Source organism: Leptothrix toolikensis (SeqCode) (assembly GCF_057922285.1).
In genome coordinates, this window is sequence record NZ_JBYSVC010000015.1 from 23,764 (window position 1) to 41,070 (window position 17,307).

The 17,307-nt window shown below is 60.0% G+C and carries 13 protein-coding genes; 2 read left to right on the plus strand and 11 right to left on the minus strand.

From position 1 onward, the window contains the following. Nucleotides 1-52: 52 nt before the first annotated feature. On the minus strand, nucleotides 53-658 hold the full coding sequence (locus tag AC3VI7_RS04115) for a Tll0287-like domain-containing protein (RefSeq protein ID WP_489668099.1): 606 nt from the start codon (nucleotides 656-658) through the stop codon (nucleotides 53-55). Between the two features lie 45 nt (nucleotides 659-703). Continuing rightward, entirely contained in the window at nucleotides 704-961 is a 258-nt protein-coding gene (locus AC3VI7_RS04120) for a hypothetical protein (RefSeq protein WP_489668100.1), read from the minus strand. Between the two features lie 258 nt (nucleotides 962-1,219). Between AC3VI7_RS04120 and AC3VI7_RS04125 the strand changes: the two genes are divergently transcribed. Beyond that, nucleotides 1,220-4,186 (plus strand): type ISP restriction/modification enzyme, encoded by a 2,967-nt coding sequence (locus AC3VI7_RS04125; RefSeq protein ID WP_489671401.1) that lies wholly within the window; start codon nucleotides 1,220-1,222, stop codon nucleotides 4,184-4,186. 156 nt (nucleotides 4,187-4,342) lie between these two features. On the opposite strand, the gene uvrA is transcribed toward AC3VI7_RS04125, so the two are convergent. Both uvrA and AC3VI7_RS04135 read right to left on the minus strand, forming a co-directional pair. Continuing rightward, nucleotides 4,343-7,276, minus strand: a complete 2,934-nt coding sequence (gene uvrA / locus AC3VI7_RS04130) for an excinuclease ABC subunit UvrA (protein ID WP_489668102.1) — start codon at nucleotides 7,274-7,276, stop codon at nucleotides 4,343-4,345. Nucleotides 7,277-7,313: 37 nt separating this feature from the next. Continuing rightward, on the minus strand, nucleotides 7,314-8,228 hold the full coding sequence (locus AC3VI7_RS04135; protein ID WP_489668103.1) for a hypothetical protein: 915 nt from the start codon (nucleotides 8,226-8,228) through the stop codon (nucleotides 7,314-7,316). A 141-nt stretch (nucleotides 8,229-8,369) separates the two neighbouring features. On the opposite strand from AC3VI7_RS04135, the gene AC3VI7_RS04140 reads away from it, so the two are divergent. Further along, nucleotides 8,370-9,140 (plus strand): Crp/Fnr family transcriptional regulator, encoded by a 771-nt coding sequence (locus tag AC3VI7_RS04140; RefSeq protein WP_489668104.1) that lies wholly within the window; start codon nucleotides 8,370-8,372, stop codon nucleotides 9,138-9,140. A gap of 31 nt (nucleotides 9,141-9,171) precedes the next feature. Here AC3VI7_RS04140 and hsdR read toward each other — a convergent pair whose 3' ends face one another. The 7 genes from hsdR to AC3VI7_RS04175 all read right to left on the minus strand — a co-directional run. Continuing rightward, the gene (gene hsdR / locus AC3VI7_RS04145; RefSeq protein ID WP_489668105.1) at nucleotides 9,172-11,574 is read right to left on the minus strand and encodes an EcoAI/FtnUII family type I restriction enzme subunit R; all 2,403 of its coding nucleotides are present in this window, start codon (nucleotides 11,572-11,574) and stop codon (nucleotides 9,172-9,174) included. A gap of 9 nt (nucleotides 11,575-11,583) precedes the next feature. Next, nucleotides 11,584-12,450 (minus strand): BRO-N domain-containing protein, encoded by an 867-nt coding sequence (locus AC3VI7_RS04150; RefSeq protein ID WP_369420618.1) that lies wholly within the window; start codon nucleotides 12,448-12,450, stop codon nucleotides 11,584-11,586. A gap of 31 nt (nucleotides 12,451-12,481) precedes the next feature. Continuing rightward, nucleotides 12,482-12,979 (minus strand): DUF4411 family protein, encoded by a 498-nt coding sequence (locus AC3VI7_RS04155; RefSeq protein WP_489668106.1) that lies wholly within the window; start codon nucleotides 12,977-12,979, stop codon nucleotides 12,482-12,484. Beyond that, nucleotides 12,948-14,105: an ImmA/IrrE family metallo-endopeptidase gene (locus AC3VI7_RS04160; RefSeq protein WP_489668107.1), complete on the minus strand. Its 1,158-nt coding sequence runs from the start codon at nucleotides 14,103-14,105 to the stop codon at nucleotides 12,948-12,950. Before AC3VI7_RS04160 ends, AC3VI7_RS04155 begins: the two co-directional genes overlap by 32 nt. Nucleotides 14,106-14,166: 61 nt before the next feature. Continuing rightward, on the minus strand, nucleotides 14,167-15,411 hold the full coding sequence (locus AC3VI7_RS04165) for a restriction endonuclease subunit S (RefSeq protein WP_489668108.1): 1,245 nt from the start codon (nucleotides 15,409-15,411) through the stop codon (nucleotides 14,167-14,169). Then, nucleotides 15,408-16,421 carry a PDDEXK nuclease domain-containing protein gene (locus tag AC3VI7_RS04170; protein ID WP_489668109.1) on the minus strand — a complete coding sequence of 338 codons (1,014 nt, stop codon included), beginning with the start codon at nucleotides 16,419-16,421 and terminating at the stop codon, nucleotides 15,408-15,410. Before AC3VI7_RS04170 ends, AC3VI7_RS04165 begins: the two co-directional genes overlap by 4 nt. 26 nt (nucleotides 16,422-16,447) lie before the next feature. Then, the coding region (locus AC3VI7_RS04175; protein WP_489671400.1) for an HsdM family class I SAM-dependent methyltransferase at nucleotides 16,448-17,307 on the minus strand (860 nt) is incomplete at its 5' end.

Sequence of the window (17,307 nt, forward strand, 5' to 3'; positions counted from 1 at the left end):
CGGTCAAAAAAACAAAAACAGCGCCCATTGTCGTATGACGACGACAACGACCTTAGATCGGCCGCTTGATGGTCACTGCGCCGCGCAACTGCCCCGGGGTGTAGCCGGTGGCTTGGTCATGCGGGTAGGCCTGATTGAGCGAGGCCTTCACGCCCGGGGCGAGCTGATCCTGCGGACCGTGGCAGGCCACACACTGCGGCTGCATGCCGATGGCCTTCATATAGCGAAAGCTGCTGCCCGAGGGTTCTTGGACCACTTGGGAGAACTCCATCGACTCCAGCTTTTCACCCGCTGCCAGACGCTGTTGAAAGCGCGCCAGCACCTCTTGCTCCCAAGCATCGGGCATGCCCAAAAGCGGATTACGCGTGCGGGTACCGACGCGCGCCACCTTCCAGCCCTTGGCCAACGAGGCTTGACCGGCCAACTTCGGGGCCACATCGCGGCACACCTGCACCGCCGACTCCGGGCCGCTGGCAGCGATCTCAGCCTTCAGCGTGCCACCGAGTTGCTTGAGCAAATCCTGCGCGACTTGGCGCGTTTCTGCTTCCATGGCGGTACTGGATGCGGCAGCAGCCGGTACATCAGCGTGGGCTGATGTATACGCGCCAAAAAAAAGGCCCGCAGCCAAGGTGACAAGAGAGAGTGTGTGTTTGCGCATGAATACCCCCAAAGGTATGAAAGATAAGGGCCGCATTCTAACCATTCAGGATGCCCCTGAGGCGCGCTTGGGCATACGAAACCACCCCACCACGGCCAAGACATGCGCGGCCACACCGGCCACCACCATCAAACCAAAAGCGCCATAGGTGAGCCACGTCAGATCGCGGTCATCCAAGGTCGCCAAGCCAACGCCAAGGCCCAAGGTCGATGCAGCAAAACACCAAGCCGCCACCTTCAAGGCTTGGATCGCGTGGGAGTAGTCGGGGGTAGAAGACGAGGCGGAGGGTGTAGAGGTGGTCATGGAGCAGGCCGGTTCGAGCTGAGGAGCGATGAATTTGGGCCGCAAGAATATGCTGCAATCGCCCGTCTTGTCATCTTGTTGTTCTGTCACATCGCGCCGTAGAGCGCAGGGAGTCCCATTCGCATGAGCCAAGTCCTGATCAACCAATACCTTGCCGAACTTGACCGCCTCAAGAGGGTCAGCGGTACACACCGCGAATCGGTCGTGCGCGAGGCCTTCAAGGATTTACTCAAAGGCTGGGGCCGCCAGCATGACTTGGTGTTTATCCCTGAATACAAACTCGATAGCGCGACCAAGGACACGCGCTTTGTCGATGGCGCGCTGCTGCACGAGCTGCGCGTGCCCTTCGGCTACTGGGAGGCCAAGGACAGCGATGACGATTTAGACGCAGAGATCGCCAAGAAATTCAAACGTGGCTACCCGCAAGACAACATCATCTTCGAAGACAGCACGCAAGCCGTCTTGATCCAGCACCGCAACGAGGTGATGCGCTGCGACGTGGCCGACGTGAAAGCGCTGGAAAAGCTGCTCAAGCTTTTCTTCAGTTTCGAACGCGCAGAAATTGCGGATTTTCGTAAAGCGGTGGCGCAGTTCAAAACCGATCTACCGGCGGTGCTTGGTGCATTGCGCAACATGATTGAGCGTCAACAACACGACAACCCAGCATTTGGTCTTGCTGCGGCCAAGTTTCTTAAACATGCGCAAGAAGCCATCAATCCCATCCTGACCGATGCCGATGTGTGCGAGATGCTGATCCAGCATGTGCTGACCGAAGAAATATTCGCCAAGGTTTTCGACGACAGCGATTTTCATCGCAAGAACAACGTGGCGCATGAGCTGTACGTGTTGGAAGAAACCTTCTTCACAGGCAGCGTGAAGAAAAGCACCCTCAAAGGTCTGGAGCCTTACTACGCGGCCATCCGTGCTGCGGCAGCGCAGATCGGCAGCCACCACGAGAAGCAGACCTTTTTGAAGGTCATCTACGAAAATTTTTACAAGGTCTACAACGCCAAAGCCGCCGACCGGCTGGGCGTGGTCTACACGCCGAACGAGATCGTCCGCTTCATGATCGAAGGAGCGGACTGGCTCTGTGAGAAACACTTCGGTAAGAATCTGATCGACCGCGATGTGGACATCCTCGATCCAGCCACGGGCACGGGCACCTTCATCAGCGAATTGCTGGAACACTTTCGCGGCCAAGACAAGAAGCTCGAACACAAATACCGCCACGAGCTGCACGCCAACGAGGTGGCGATCCTGCCCTATTACGTGGCCAACCTGAATATCGAAGCCACCTATGCGGCCATCACAGGTCGCTACGAAGAATTCACCAACTTGTGCTTCGTCGATACGCTCGACAACGTGGGTTTGCACACCCAAGCTCATGGCACTACAGCGGACTTGTTCGGTGGCGTCAGTGATGAAAACGTGGCCCGGATCAAACGCCAAAATGCCAAAAAAATCAGCGTGATCATCGGCAATCCACCCTACAACGCCAACCAAGCCAACGAGAACGACAACAACAAAAACCGCGAATACCCGTCCATCGACGCGCGCATCAAGCAGACCTACATCGCGGAAAGCACGGCGCAGAAGACCAAGCTCTACGACATGTACGCGCGCTTTTTCCGCTGGGCCAGCGACCGGCTGGCCGCCGACGGCGTGCTGGCGTTTGTGACCAACCGCAGCTTCATTGACAGCCGCACGTTTGATGGGTTTCGCAAGACCGTTGGCAGCGAATTTGCCGAGGCCTATGTGGTGGACCTGGGCGGCGACGTGCGCGCGAATCCCAAGCTCAGCGGGACCAAGCACAACGTGTTCGGCATCCAGACCGGCGTGGCGATCAGCTTCTTCGTGAAGCGGCAGGGTGTGTCGGGCAAGAAGGGCTGCCGGGTGTTCTATGCGCGGCGGCCGGAGATGGAAACGGCGGAGGAGAAGTTGGCTTGGTTGGGGAGCGTGCGCGCTTCGCGGCTTGACTTTGAAGAAGTGCGACCGGACGCGAGCCACAACTGGCTGAACATCACGAACAACGATTTCGACGAGCTTCTGCTGCTAGCCAGCGATGAGGTGCGCTCGGCCACTACTTCTCCGCGCGAGAGAGCGGTGTTCAAGTCCTTTGCGCTCGGAATAAATACGGCACGCGACGAGTGGCTCTATGGCTTTGACTCGAACGCTGTTGCAGCACAAGCGGAACACTTGATTGCCGTCTTCAACACGCACAACGCGACGAGCAGCGAGTTTGACGAATCTATCAAGTGGTCTGAGGCGTTGAAGCTGAGGCTTAAATCTGGCAAGCGCGCCTCACTTGATCCAGCTCAGATTCGCCGTGTTGAGTACCGCCCTTTTGTGCCTCAAACACTATTCGATTCACCGCTCTTCATCGACAGACGTTCGGGCGTCGAAGAATTTTTTCCGGGTAACAGCGCGACCACGAACAAAGTCATTGCAATGATTGGCATATCGACTCCGAAGCCCTTCTCGGTATTCGGGGCGGCGGCACCAGTTGACCTGCACGTTCTGGGCGCTGGTTCCGGCGCGAGCTACTTCTCTCTCTTTCGCTTTTCAGCTGACGGCCAGCGCCACGACAACATCACCGACTGGGCGCTGGAGCAGTTTAGGAAACACTATCGCGGGACTTCGACAAGCTCAGTCCGAACGGTGGAAGGCATCACCAAGGAAGCGATCTTTCACTATGTCTACGCCGTGCTGCACGACCCGCTGTACCGCGAGAAATATGCGCAGAACTTGAAGCGTGATTTCCCGCGCATTCCGCTCTACGGCAGCACGGTGGGGCACTTCAAACAATGGGCAGCGTGGGGTGCGGAACTGATGACGATGCACATTGGCTACGAAACCGTAGAACCGTGGGGCGTGACGCGCAACGACACACCAGACACAAAGGCCCGCGCCGCCGGGCAACACCCCAAGTCCATCCTGAAAAGCCTGCCGGAAGAAGGCCGCATCGTCATCGACAGCGAAACCGTGCTGGCCGGCATTCCACCCGAGGCCTGGTCCTACAAGTTGGGCAACCGCAGCGCGCTGGACTGGGTGCTAGACCAGCACAAGGAACGCAAGCCCAAGGACCCGACCATCCGCGAGAAGTTCGACACCTACCGCTTTGCGGACCACAAGGAACGCGTCATCACCCTGCTGGCCCGAGTGACACGAGTGAGCGTGGAGACAGTGCGGATCGTGACCGATATGAAGGCAGCGGCACGGGATTAAGTGCCCCACCTTCCCCGTTCGGGCTGAGCCTGTCGAAGCCCCGCCCGTTTGGCATCAGGCCCTTCGACAAGCTCAGGGCGAACGGGAGACAACACTCCCCTCGCCCGCACTCGCGGGAGAGGGGCCGGGGGTGAGGGCAAGATCCCGGCCATGCATCTAACCTTGGCTCATCATCGCCGCCAAATACCGCCCCGTGTGGCTCTCGGGGCAGGTGGCGACGGTTTCGGGGGTGCCGGCGATGAGGAGCAGGCCGCCGCCGGAGCCGCCTTCGGGGCCCATGTCGATGAGCCAGTCGGCGGTGCGGATCACGTCGAGGTTGTGCTCGATCACCACGATGGTGTTGCCCGCTTCGCAGAGCTGATGCAGCACCTTGAGCAGCATGCCGATGTCGTGGAAATGCAGGCCGGTGGTCGGCTCGTCAAGGATGTAGAGCGTGCGGCCGGTGTCGCGTTTGGAGAGTTCCAGCGCCAGCTTGATGCGCTGCGCCTCGCCGCCCGAGAGCGTGGTGGCGGATTGGCCCAACCGGATGTAGCCCAAGCCCACATCAAGCAAGGTTTGAAGCTTGCGGGCCAAAGCGGGCACCGCCGAGAAAAAGGCGTAGGCGTCTTCCACGGTCAGGTGGAGCACTTGGGCGATGTTGCGGCCCTTGTAGAGCACTTCCAGCGTTTCGCGGTTGTAGCGCTGACCGTGGCAGATATCGCACGGCACGTAGACGTCGGGCAAGAAGTGCATCTCAACCCGCAGCACGCCGTCGCCTTGGCAGGCTTCGCAACGCCCACCCGCCACGTTGAAGCTGAAACGCCCCGGCCCGTAGCCGCGCTCGCGCGCCATCGGTACTTCGGCAAACAGCTCGCGGATGGGGGTGAACAGGCCCGTGTAGGTGGCCGGGTTCGAGCGCGGGGTGCGCCCAATCGGGCTTTGATCGACGTTGATGACCTTGTCGAAGGCTTCCAGGCCGGTGATCTCGTCGTGCGGGGCGGGCTCCAGGTGGCTTTGGTAGATCTTGCGTGCCACGGCGGCGTAGAGCGTGTCGTTCACCAAGGTGCTCTTGCCCGAACCGGACACACCCGTCACGCACGTGAACAAGCCCACCGGGATCTCGACCGAGACGCCGCGCAGGTTGTTGCCGCTGGCGTTGACGATGCCCAACACCGGCTGATCAACGCGCCATGGCCGGCGCTGCGCCGGGCCTTGGATGCGCAAGCGCCGGCCAAGGTACGCGCCTGTGAGCGACTCGGGCACCGCCATGATGTCGGCGCACGTGCCCTCAGCCACCACATGGCCGCCGTGGACGCCCGCGCCCGGCCCCATGTCGATGACGTGATCGGCGGTGCGGATCATGTCCTCGTCGTGCTCGACCACCAGCACCGAGTTGCCCAGATTGCGCAGGTGTTTCAAGGTGCCGATGAGGCGTTCGTTGTCGCGCTGATGCAGGCCGATGGAGGGCTCGTCGAGCACGTACATCACCCCCGTCAGCCCCGAGCCGATCTGGCTCGCCAGCCGGATGCGCTGCGCCTCGCCGCCCGAGAGCGTGTCGGCGCTGCGGTCCAAGCTCAGGTAGTTCAGGCCGACGTCGTTCAGAAAGCGCAAGCGCGAGCGAATCTCGCGGATCACCTTGTCGGCGATGTCGCGCTTGGCTCCGCTGAGTTGCACGCGCTCGAAGTAGTCGAGGCAAGCCGCCAGCGGCAGATGCTCCAAGGCATAAATCGGCTGGCCGGGCGAGGTGGGCGCTGGCGCAGCCTCGGAAGCATGGCCCCCATGGGGCAAGAAGACATGGCGCGCCTCGCGTCGCAGCCGGGTGCCTTCGCAGGCCGCGCAGGGCCGCGCCATTTGGTAGCGCGCCAAGTCTTCGCGCACCGCCGCCGAATCGGTCTCGCGCCAGCGGCGCTCGAAGTTGGGCAAGATGCCTTCAAACGGATGCGACTTCTTCACCTCGCGCTTGCGGCCCTGCACGCCTTCAGCGCGGTAGACAAAGTCGATGTCTTGGCTACCTGAGCCGTGCAGCAACACCTGCTGATGCGCGGGGTCCAGCGCTTCCCACGGCACGTCCAGATCAAAGCCGTAATGCGCGGCCACGCTTTCAAGCAGCGAGAAGGTGTAGGGATTGCGTCGGTCCCAGCCCTTGACCGCACCGCTGGCAAGGCTCAGCGAGGGAAACGGCACCACCCGCTCGGCGTCAAACACCGTCACCAAGCCCAAGCCTTCGCAGCTCGGGCAGGCCCCGGCGGGGGAGTTGAAGGAAAACAGGCGCGGCTCCAGCTCGGCCAAGGCGTAATCGCACACCGGGCAGGCGTAACGGCTGGAGAACCACTGCTCCACCGGCGCTGGCGCGGCCGCTGTGGCGTCCATGTCCAGCATCAGGGCGCGGCCTTCGGCCAAGCGCAAGGCGGCCTCGAAACTCTCGGCCAAGCGCTGCTGCGCTTGGGGGCGGACCTTGAGGCGGTCGATCACGACGTCGATGTCGTGCTTTTCGGTTTTCTTCAGGGCGGGCAGATCGCTGGCTTCGACGATCTGGCCATCGATGCGAAAGCGCACATAGCCCTGCGCTTGCAAGCTCTGGAACAGCTCGACGAATTCGCCCTTGCGCCCACGCACCACCGGGGCCAGCACCATCAAGCGGGTGTCCTCCGGCAAGGCCAGCACCGTATCGACCATTTGGCTGATGCTTTGGGCGTCGAGCGCTTGGCCGTGCTCAGGGCAAAAGGGCGTGCCCGCACGGGCGTAGAGCAAGCGCAGGTAGTCGTGGATCTCGGTGATCGTGCCGACGGTCGAGCGCGGGTTGTGGCTGGTGGCTTTTTGCTCGATCGAAATCGCCGGTGCCAAGCCTTCAATCACATCGACATCGGGCTTGTCCATGCGCTGCAAAAACTGGCGCGCGTAGGCCGAAAGACTTTCAACGTAACGCCGCTGGCCTTCGGCGTAGAGCGTGTCAAAGGCCAAGCTCGATTTGCCCGAACCCGACAGCCCCGTGATCACCACCAGCGCGTGGCGCGGGATGTCGAGATCAATGTTCTTCAGATTGTGGGTGCGCGCCCCACGCACGCAGATGAACCCTGCTGGGGTGGAGCGTTCATTCAAGCGACTGGGCATGGTGGGTTCAAGGGCAAGGCGAAGCTTGGGATCATACTCAGAGCCCCTTGGCGCAGGCCTTGGGCAGCACGGGCACCGCCGGCAGCAGCGTTTGATGCGCCAAATCGGCGTAGCCCTGACGCAGCGCCTGCTTCTGCCCGGCGTCGATCACAAAGCCCTCAAAGCGCCGCGTGCAGCCCTGCCCGATCCACTCGGATGCTTGCTGCACCACCCGCGCAATCACCGCGCTGTTGCGGCGCAACTCATCCAGCGTCTCAGCCTTGGTGGCGTAATCAGCGTGCTCGGCCTGATCCAGATAGCGCGCGATGGCGTGAAAGAAATACGGCAGCCCGGTGGTGACTTCGGTGCGCAGTAGCGCACCCCGGCGCAGAACCTCAAAACTGCTGAGCTCGTAGGCAAAGTCGATGGTGTAGGCGTCGAGCTCGTTGAGCAAAACCACAAACGGGCGCCGATCTGGCTGAGCTTGGGCGACGTAGAGCGTGTGATAGCGCGCGTTCTGGCCGCTAGCGCGCATGGCATCCGGCGGCAGAAAACTCAACGGGGGCTCAGTCAACGGCAGCGCCAAGGGCGGATCCAAACGCAGGCGACGTTGATAAATCAGCAACTCACCGCTCGCAAGCACCAAATCGGGCACGTACTCGTGCGCCGCTTCGTGCAAAAACAACGCCAAGTTCTCTATGCGGCCCTCCGGGCTGCGCTGCACGTCAGGCAGATGGCGCAAACGGTAGTCGCGACGCAAGGCGTCGAAATACGGCAACAACGCCGGGGCCGCGTGGGTCAGATGAGCGCGCAATTCAGCCAGCGTGGCGGCAGATTCAGCCGAAAGCGCCGTCAGCGGACCAGCCGCCGTATGGCGCGAGGTCGGCATCACGTCCTCCACCGCATGGCAACCCACCAATGCCAATGCCAAGGCCAACGCCCGCACCCCTATCCCAACCCTGCGTCGTCCCATGCTGAGCCCTGTCACCGTGGTTGCCCCGTGGTTATCTTGATACGACGGGAAGTATCGGCCATGGGAAAGACCTCATGACGCCAAGCTGACAGTCAGGCACAGTCCATACGGCCTCTTACCCCTCACCTGCCGGACCCAACCTTGCTCCTTCCCCTGATCACCACCGCCAGTCCATCGACGCAGCGCGCCCCTTTCGCTTCTGAGGAGCCAAGTCAGCGCTGCGTTGGCTGCTGTGTGCGTCAGGCCTGTGTCTTTGGGGTATTGAGAGAAAGTACCCTGCGCCAGATCCATCACCGCATCGACGCGCTCTCGCTGGATCCGGGCCAAGGCCTGTTTTCGGCGCAATCACCGGGTACGGCGGTGTTCACCATCCGCTCAGGCGTGGTGCGTATCGAGAAAACCGACACCCAAGGGGATCGCCGCATCCTGCGCTTGGCCGGCCGGGGTGATTTGTTGGGACCTGAGGCGATGCTCAACCAGACCTATGCCACCAACGCCATCGCCTGCACCCCCGTACAGGCCTGCCGGATTCCACGCCTGCAAGTCGAGGAGCTGATGCGCTTGCAACCGGATCTGGCGGTGACGCTGATGAAGCGCTGGCAGCGCACCTTGGACGACGCCGATGAATGGCTGACCGAGCTGACCCGTGGGCCGGTGCGCCAGCGCATGCTGCGCCTGCTGCTCAAGCTGTGTGAATACAACGAAGAAATCACCGGCCTGATCTGGCTACCCAGCCGTCAAGAAATGGGGGCCATGCTCGACATGACCTTTGAGACCGCCAGCCGCTTGGTCTCCGCCCTGCGCCGCGAGGGCATCCTGATTCCCATCGACTCGCGCCATGCACGCATCGAGATGGATGCCCTGCTCCATGCCCTGCGCGAAGAATCCCTCGCCGCCGACGATCCGCGTTAGGGCCGCAAGCGGGTCGAGCGGGTCGATCACGTCAGACCCGCGCCTCATACAAATAGCGCTGAAAGCCCACAAACACCTTGCGCACTTGATCGGGTTGGCCCAGCTCATGGAAGGCGTCTTGGAGGGCGTTGCGATATTTGAGGCGTAGCAGGGGGGAGAGTTTCTCGTTGTCGAGTTCCTCAACGCCTTGGCGCACGTACTGGGCCAGCACGAAATCCACAAAGGCACGCTGCTTGTCGGTGTAGTCGTGGGCGGATGAGGCCTTGGCTTTGGCGGCGCGGGTTTCACGCGTCAGCGGATCGGCCGCAAAAGCGACATAGGCCAGCACGTCGTAGAGGTCGCTGCTTTCAGCCTCGATGATTCGCTGCATCTCGGCCAAGGGCTCCTTGCCGAAACCCTTCTCGGCCAAACCGGCCAGCAGCGCCTTGCGGGTGTCGGGGTCGCTCCAGATCTGGCGCAGCTGATCTTCGTCCTTGAAGAACTCGGGCAAGGTGCCGTAGAGGGTTTGCAGAAACTGCGCCGCCGACATCGGTGTGCCGTCAAGGCTCCAGTAGCTGGTGGCGCTCATGCTTTGCAAGCGCCGGGCCTTGCCGTCGGCCAGTTGCACTTCAACGATGACGCGACGCGGCGGTGTTTCCAGCGCGCCGGTGGGCTCTTCAGCGCTCAACACGTGGGCGGTGTCGTTTGGATCGGGTGAGCGGCGGGGATCGGTGGTCGATGGCGATTCAGCCGGTTCGCCGTCCCACGCCGGATCACTGAAATGGTGATGCGCTTTCACGAAGTCATAAATCGTGAAATGGTCTTTGCCGTCGTACAGCCGGGTGCCCCGGCCGATGATCTGCTTGAACTCGATCATCGAATTGACTGGCCGCAGCAGCACGATGTTGCGCACGTTGCGCGCGTCCACCCCGGTGGAGAGCTTCTGCGAGGTGGTCAGGATCGTGGGAATCGTTTTTTCGTTGTCTTGGAAGTCGCGCAAATGCTGATCGCCCAAAGCGCCGTCATCAGCGGTGACACGCACGCAGTACAGCGGGTCGGGGTTGGCTTTGCGCTGGTTGATCAGATCGCGCACGGCCAGCGCGTGCAGCTGGGTGGCGCAGAAGACGAGGGTTTTTTCGCGCGGGTCGATCATCTCCAGCAGCAGCTGGACGCGGTAGGCCTCGCGCTCTTTGATCTCGATGACGCGGTTGAAGTCCTTTTCCTCGTAGCGCTTGCCGGTTTCGATCTGGCCTTCAATGACCATGTCGTCGGGCGCGTAGACGTAGTCGTCCAGCGTGGTGGCGATCTGCCGCACCTTGAAGGGCGTCAGGAAACCGTCGTTGATGCCTTCTTTGAGCGAGTAGACAAACACCGGCTCGCCGAAATAGGCGTAGGTGTCAGCGTTGTCGCGGCGCTTCGGGGTGGCCGTCAGGCCGAGCTGCACCGCAGGCGCAAAGTAGTCGAGGATCGCCCGCCAAGTGCTCTCATCACTGGCCCCGCCACGGTGGCATTCGTCGATGACGATGAAGTCGAAAAAGTCGGGCGGGTAGTCACCAAAGAAGGGTGACGGTTGGCCCTCCTTCGGCGGCCCGCTCATGAAGGTCTGGAAGATCGTGAAGAACAGGTTGCCGTTCTTCGGCACCCGGCCCTTTTTGCGGATCTCGTCAGGCGCAATGCGCACCAGCGCATCGTCAGGAAAGGCCGAGAAGGCGTTGTAGGCCTGATCGGCCAAGACGTTGCGATCCGCCAAAAACAAGATACGTGGCCGGCGGCGGGGTTCCCCGACCGCCCCAACCTCTTCCCCGTTCGTCTTGAGCCTGTCGAAAGACCCATCCTTCAGATTCCAACGGCTCTGAAACAACTTCCAAGCCAGTTGAAAGGCGATGAAGGTCTTGCCGGTGCCGGTAGCCAGCGTCAGCAAAATCCGCGTGCGGGCCGGTTTCGGGCCGTCCGCGATGACTTGCAACACCCGCTCAACCGCGATGTCTTGGTAATAGCGCCCCTGCCAAGTGCCGCCCTTGTCCTCGAAAGGAATCGCGGCGAAGCGGTCGCGCCAGACGTTGGCCTCAGCGAAAGTCATCTGCCACAGCGCTTGCGGGCTCGGGTACTGGCCGATTTCGCCCTCGACCCCGGAGGCCATGTCGATGCCGTAGATGCCCTGCCCGTTGGTCGCATAGGTGTGGCGCACCGCAAGCTTGGCCGCATAGCTCTTCGCTTGCGCCACGCCTTCGGTCAGCGGCTTGTGCCAAGCCTTGGCCTCGATCACCGCCAGCTTGGTGTTGCGGTAGACCAGCACGTAGTCAGCGATCTCCGCCCGACTCCGCTGCCCACCCCCTTGGAGCCGCCCTTGCGTGATGGCGTGCTCGCGCAAGATCCGACTGCCATCCACCACCCCCCACCCCGCCGCTTTCAAGGCCGGATCGATGTGTTCGGCACGCGTTTCGGCTTCGTTCATCTGACAGCCTCACTCAGGTTTGATCGGGCGTTTTTTGGGGGGTAGCTTGATGGCCGGCTGTGCGGGCGGCGGTGGCAAATGGTTATCACCCGACACCACACTGCGCCCCGTTTGGCTTTCCAGTTGCTGGCGAGCTTGTCGGGCAATGCGCCCGCCGGTTTGCGCTGCCGTCTTGTTTTCCGTAAGGCCAGTGGCTTGCTGGTTTTCGGCGATCTGGCGGGTAGAAAGCTCAGCCAGCGCGGTAAAGATCAGCTCGGCTTCTGTCATATGGTCACGCAAGTTGTGGCTTTTCAAACCCTTGATCTGCTTGTGCTCCTTCACACTCACGCCCGCCCACTCTTGGTGAATGATGTTCGTCAGGATGGCAAATTCTTGGCCTTCCTTGATCTCGTGTTCACGCCAGTAGTCGGTGAGCTTGTTGCGTGTTTCCTGACCAGTCATACGCTGGGTGATCCACTTATCGCTGCGACCGTGCTGCTGCCAAGTCTGACGCGCACGGTCCAGCGACAGCGCCGGATCAGCCAATTCCTGCATCCGCTCGTAACCCACCTTGGCCAGCCACAGCTTGATCGGCTCGGCCTTGGGGCTGGGTATGCTCTGTACCACCCTTAGCAGCGTAGAGGCGCTAGCGCAATCGGTTTGGCGCTGCTTGCCATCGAGGGATAGCAGTTTCATTTGTACGATTTTTTCGTACGGTTGATCGGAGCCAGCCTCCTGTACCAACTTGCGTTTCAGATCTGACCAATAGCGCCGCGCATTGTTGCTGTCGGTCAGCACCTGCACCACATCAATCACCGAGAACCACCATGTCTCAGTGGCCTCGTCATACACGCGACGGATGTCTTGCCCATCAAACTGTGTAGGAAGAACCTTCATTGAATCACTCCCTGACGTGTTCCCAACGCCATCAAAAAACCTGCCTAGATTTTTGGATGTACTCCAAGAAATTCAGACTCGGGACTGCCACTTCGGGCATCTCACAGACCGCTGGAATCTTGTATTTCCGGGCCTCTGCCTGCTTGCCGAACTGCCTGGCCTCGTTGGTGATCAGGTCCGCATCATTCACTTTGGCTGCTGCGATGATGAAGAGGTCGTTTTCATCGACACCCTTCGTGTGGTACTGATCATTCTCTACGCCGATGACTTGCTTGATCCGCATCGCTGTCATGACGACTGCTGCGCTCATCGGTAAAGAGAAAACCCCAGCAGCCTTGAGCCATTTCTGACAGTCGATGGATTTGTGCCCGACTTCTTCAAGTGCTACAGCAGGGATGGTCAGTTCGTGTTTCTGCATTTCACCGCCGAGCCACCGCCACAGGCCCGGAAACTGGGCGAGCGGGTAAGTGTCCCAAGCGTGCAGGATGGCTGAGGCGTCAAGTACCCGCACAATGCCGCTCCAGCTCATGCAGGTCGGTGATCTTCAAGCCGTCCAGATAGCCACTGGCTTTGGCGAGCGTGATCCGCCGTGCGCTGAGGGAGTTCAGCACCGTGCGCACAAACCGATCACCAAACATGTGTTTGGGTTCGCGATGTCGGTACATGCGCGTACCCCCCTCGTCTTTCTTATTTTTGCCGGCTTCTAGGCTCCAAGCTCTGTAGGCTTGGTAGGTGGCCTGCGGCAATCGCCCAACCGCCAACAGACGGCGCAAGATGACTTCGGTGCTGACCCCCCAAGCTTTGCGCTGGGGCTTGAGCCATTCATTGAAAGCGGCCACGTCTTCAGGCCGGTCGGCATCTTTGATGCTGGCTAGGAAGTGATCTGGCACAAGCACCAAGCCGGCGAACAGATTGGCATCCTGCTCGCGCCCTTGGGTGGTGGCGCGCAGGTCGCTGTCATCATCAATCCAGCTGGTCTTGTGCAGCAGCACATGCGCCAGCTCGTGCATCAGGGTGAAGGCCTGCGCGGCCTCGGCCGCCATCTTCTTCACCACGATGACGGGGCATTGGGCGTCGTACAAGGCAAAACCAGCCACCGGGCTTTCCTTGGCGATCTGCCACGGGCCGTTGTAGCCGTTGGTGCGAAACACCAGCAAGCCCTTGGCCTCGACGGCCTTGCGGTAGCTCTCGAAGTCATGTCTGTCTTCGCCCAAGCCCAGCCACTCGCGCGCCTGCCTAGCGGCGGCCGCGACGTTACCCACAGGCAGATCCGGTGCCTGAAACGGCGTCCAGAGCGCGTCGTCCAGATCCTCACGCAGGCTGAGGAACACCGCCCGCTGCCGCTCGACCCGCTCGATCAGGAGCTTGAGCCGATGCGACAGCTCGGGCTTTTGCTGCGCCAGGGTGCGGAACTGCGGCGTATGCACTTGCTCGGGTGCCACCGGGCCGGGCTCCAGAAAAAACAACACGCCACGGCCAAAGTAGTCGGCCAGCTTGCGCAACTGGTTGAACGTCAGCCCCACATCGTCATGCCAAAACTCGGCCCAACGCTCGGTGGACACACCCGCCACGCCGAACAGATCCTCCGGCACCATGCCCAGCTCGGCACAGCACCACTCGATGCGGCTGCGGTTGATGGTCTGAATGCGTTCCATGATGGGTAGTTTATGGGCGGAAGTCCGTCAAAGCGAGCCAATCACCGTGAATTCAATCCGCTCAAAGTTGCCCACTAAACGCCCGATGCAACAACGATTTCTTCAACTCGTCGAGGGCGGCGAGTTTTTTGCGATATATCTCTTCGAGCCGGGTTACTTCTTCTGCCAATGTATCGAAGCGATCAACCAGCGCAGCAGTAACCGTGCTTGGTGCTAATGGCAGACTGAGACGTGCAAGCGCTGCACCTGTGAAATGTTGAATTCCGGTGCCCGTAAAGTACTGACGGAGTGCTCCAGATACTTCTTGGGAGTACAAATAATACAGAAACCACCGTCCGAGTATCGGCTCCTTGAAACGCACTCTGTGAAGCGCCTTCTGGATAAATATCGGTTCATTACTTTCCCATATTGCAGCACGCCCAGGGTAGCCCCCTTCACAGATCACGACATCACCCCGACAGACTGAGTAGCGCTCATGCTCGTCTGCCGTGAACCGCATCTCCTGCACATCGCTCAAGTCGAATTCAAACCAGCGAACGTTCATATTTCGGAGGTACGGCTTTGGGTCACCCTTGTTTTTTGCCTTGTCCAGCATCTTTCCAAGGCAGCAATTTGCGACCGTACCAACGTGACCGACAGACCAACCTTCACCCGCTTCAGAAAAAACTTTGCACAGAAGACCATGGAACACCTCCCGCGCATTCCTCAAATTCCTCTCCGCATTGGCCTTGGCAGTGGCGATGGCCTCGAAAGCTTCGTCGAGGATGGCGACGATGCGGCGTTGTTCGGGTATCGGTGCCAATGGAATTTGAATCTGCCCAAGCCGTGTCCTGCTGATGCGCTTTCTTGTCGTACCCGTTGCTTCTCGCTCGACAGCTGCAAGGTAATCACCTGCTTGTGAGTAATACACAAAGAACTCAGGAAGCAATTTACTTAGATTGAAGCGCACGATTGTGCAATCAACCGAAGTGATCATTCGCTCGCCCGTCTCTGGGATCAAGCAAGCCCGCCCAGCGGGGTCGGGTAGCCGTGAAATCAAACAGTCGCCAGCGAATATCTCTGTACAGCGCAGTCGCGTGAAAGTTTCCTGCGAGACAAAGCGGGCCTTCTCGGCTCGATCCTTGAACTCGCCCTCACCAACGTTGCCTGTCTGAACCAAGCGAACACCATCCGGTGACTGGTCCTTGCTCTCGATCCAGTCACCGTCACCAAAGACAATGCATAAGGAAGCGAGCGGGTTTGTCGTCCACTTTGACATCACGCTATCAACCCCCGACTCACCGCCAACACCTCGGTGGTTGATCATTCTTCATCCCCTTTTCGTGCTAATCGCTCCCGCGCGATGGCAATCGAGTGGTGCAGTTTTTCTTGCAAAATTTCCTTGGGTGGCAACAAAGTAAGGTAATCGGCCACACGGATATTGCTTTGATCAAGTTGCAATAACTCGATGTGTTCGTCATTCTTGCCGGTACACAGAATCAAACCAATGGGTGTATTTTCGCCGGGTACTTGCTCGTACTTTTCCAAGTAACGCAAGTAAAGTTCCATCTGACCTTTGTAGGCCGCCTCGAATTCGCCAATCTTCAATTCAATGGCCACCAGGCAGCGCAAACGGCGGTGGAAAAAAAGCAGATCAATGTAGTAATCACGCTGATCAATAGAGATGCGCTTTTGTCGAGCCATGAAGGCAAAATCACTGCCCATTTCAGTGATGAAATGCTGCAACTCAGCCACGATGGCTGCTTCCAAATCTTTTTCTGCAAAGCTGTCGGCCAACCCCAAGAAATCAAGCACGTACGGGTCACGAAACGCGAGGTCGAGGCTCAGCGTGCCCTGTGCTCGCAGGGCAGCCAAGTCACGCTGAATGGTTTCTTCGGGCTTACGAGAAATGGCCGTACGCTCGAACAGCATGGACTGGATACGCTCTTGCAGCTGGCGTGAAGACCAATTTTCCAGCCGCACCATCGCCACATAAAAATCCCGTTTCAGCGGATCGTCGATATAAATCAGCGTCTTCACGTGTGTCCAGCTCAAATCTCTACGCAGCGCAGAAAACATAGCCTCGTCCGGAAAAGTCTCCGCAGCGCGGAGACAATGCCGGAGCTGCTGCCCGCTCCAGCCCGGGCCATAGGCTTGGGTGAGTTGCCCGGCCAAGGTGTTGATGATCTGCTTGCCATATGCCCCGCGCTGGCCGCCCAACACTTCAGCCTGCAAACGCTTGCCAACCTGCCAATACAGCAGCGAGAGTTCTTGATTGACCGCCGTCGCAGCCCGCTGCCGAGCTTGGTCAATCAGCGCACGAATCTCAGCCAGCATGATGGTTGGCTTGTAAGCTGACTCGTTCACATCAACCCCCGAATCACCGCCAGCACCTCGGCGCTCTCAGCATCCAGCGCGGCAATCTCGTCGAGGATGTCTTGGGGGGTGCGCATCACGGCCACTTCGCCACCGTTTGGGTTTTTGACCGAAAGGTCAAACGTGGTCTTGTCGATGTCGGCTGCCGCCACCGACCAGCTTTTGGGCGAATCGGCGAAGGTGGTTTGCAGCTGGACGAAATCAGCCAAGTCGGCGTCGTTGAGCGGATTGGTTTTGCCGAGGTTGCGGCCGGGGTCGAGTTGGTAGAACCAGACCTTGCGTGTCGGCGCGCCCTTCTCGAAGAACAGCACCACGGTTTTCACGCCTGCGCCCTGGAAGGTGCCGCCGGGGCAGTCGAGCACGGTGTGCAGGTTGCAGCTTTCCAGCAGCAGTTTGCGCAGGCTCACCGAGGCGTTGTCGGTGTTGGAGAGAAAGGTGTTCTTGATGACCACTGCCGCCCGGCCACCGGCTTTCAGGCTCTTGAGGAAGTGCTGCATGAACAAGAACGCGGTCTCGCCTGTCTTGACGGGGAAGTTCTGCTGCACCTCCTTGCGCTCCTTGCCGCCAAAGGGCGGGTTGGCCAAGATCACCTCAAAGCGGTCTTTGTCTTGGATGTCGCTGATGTTCTCAGCCAGCGTGTTGGCGTGGACGATGTTCGGGGCTTCGATGCCGTGCAGGATCATGTTCATGATCGCGATCACGTAAGCGAGGCTCTTCTTCTCCTTGCCGTAGAAGGTGCGCTCTTGCAGCCGCTTCAAGTCGCTGGTGCTCAGATCGGGCTGTTGGCGCAGGTAGTCGAAAGCCTCGCACAGAAAACCCGCCGAGCCGCAAGCGCCGTCATAGATGC

What these genes read in the sequence shown, in the direction of transcription:
- AC3VI7_RS04165 (WP_489668108.1), bottom strand. Translation starts at nt 15,411, where the DNA reads ATGATCAACCACCGAGGTGTTGGCGGTGAGTCGGGGGTTGATAGCGTG.
- AC3VI7_RS04115 (WP_489668099.1), bottom strand. Translation starts at nt 658, where the DNA reads ATGCGCAAACACACACTCTCTCTTGTCACCTTGGCTGCGGGCCTTTTT.
- AC3VI7_RS04155 (WP_489668106.1), bottom strand. Translation starts at nt 12,979, where the DNA reads ATGAGCTGGAGCGGCATTGTGCGGGTACTTGACGCCTCAGCCATCCTG.
- AC3VI7_RS04160 (WP_489668107.1), bottom strand. Translation starts at nt 14,105, where the DNA reads ATGGAACGCATTCAGACCATCAACCGCAGCCGCATCGAGTGGTGCTGT.
- AC3VI7_RS04120 (WP_489668100.1), bottom strand. Translation starts at nt 961, where the DNA reads ATGACCACCTCTACACCCTCCGCCTCGTCTTCTACCCCCGACTACTCC.
- AC3VI7_RS04150 (WP_369420618.1), bottom strand. Translation starts at nt 12,450, where the DNA reads ATGAAGGTTCTTCCTACACAGTTTGATGGGCAAGACATCCGTCGCGTG.
- AC3VI7_RS04170 (WP_489668109.1), bottom strand. Translation starts at nt 16,421, where the DNA reads ATGCTGGCTGAGATTCGTGCGCTGATTGACCAAGCTCGGCAGCGGGCT.
- AC3VI7_RS04135 (WP_489668103.1), bottom strand. Translation starts at nt 8,228, where the DNA reads ATGGGACGACGCAGGGTTGGGATAGGGGTGCGGGCGTTGGCCTTGGCA.
- uvrA (WP_489668102.1), bottom strand. Translation starts at nt 7,276, where the DNA reads ATGCCCAGTCGCTTGAATGAACGCTCCACCCCAGCAGGGTTCATCTGC.
- hsdR (WP_489668105.1), bottom strand. Translation starts at nt 11,574, where the DNA reads ATGAACGAAGCCGAAACGCGTGCCGAACACATCGATCCGGCCTTGAAA.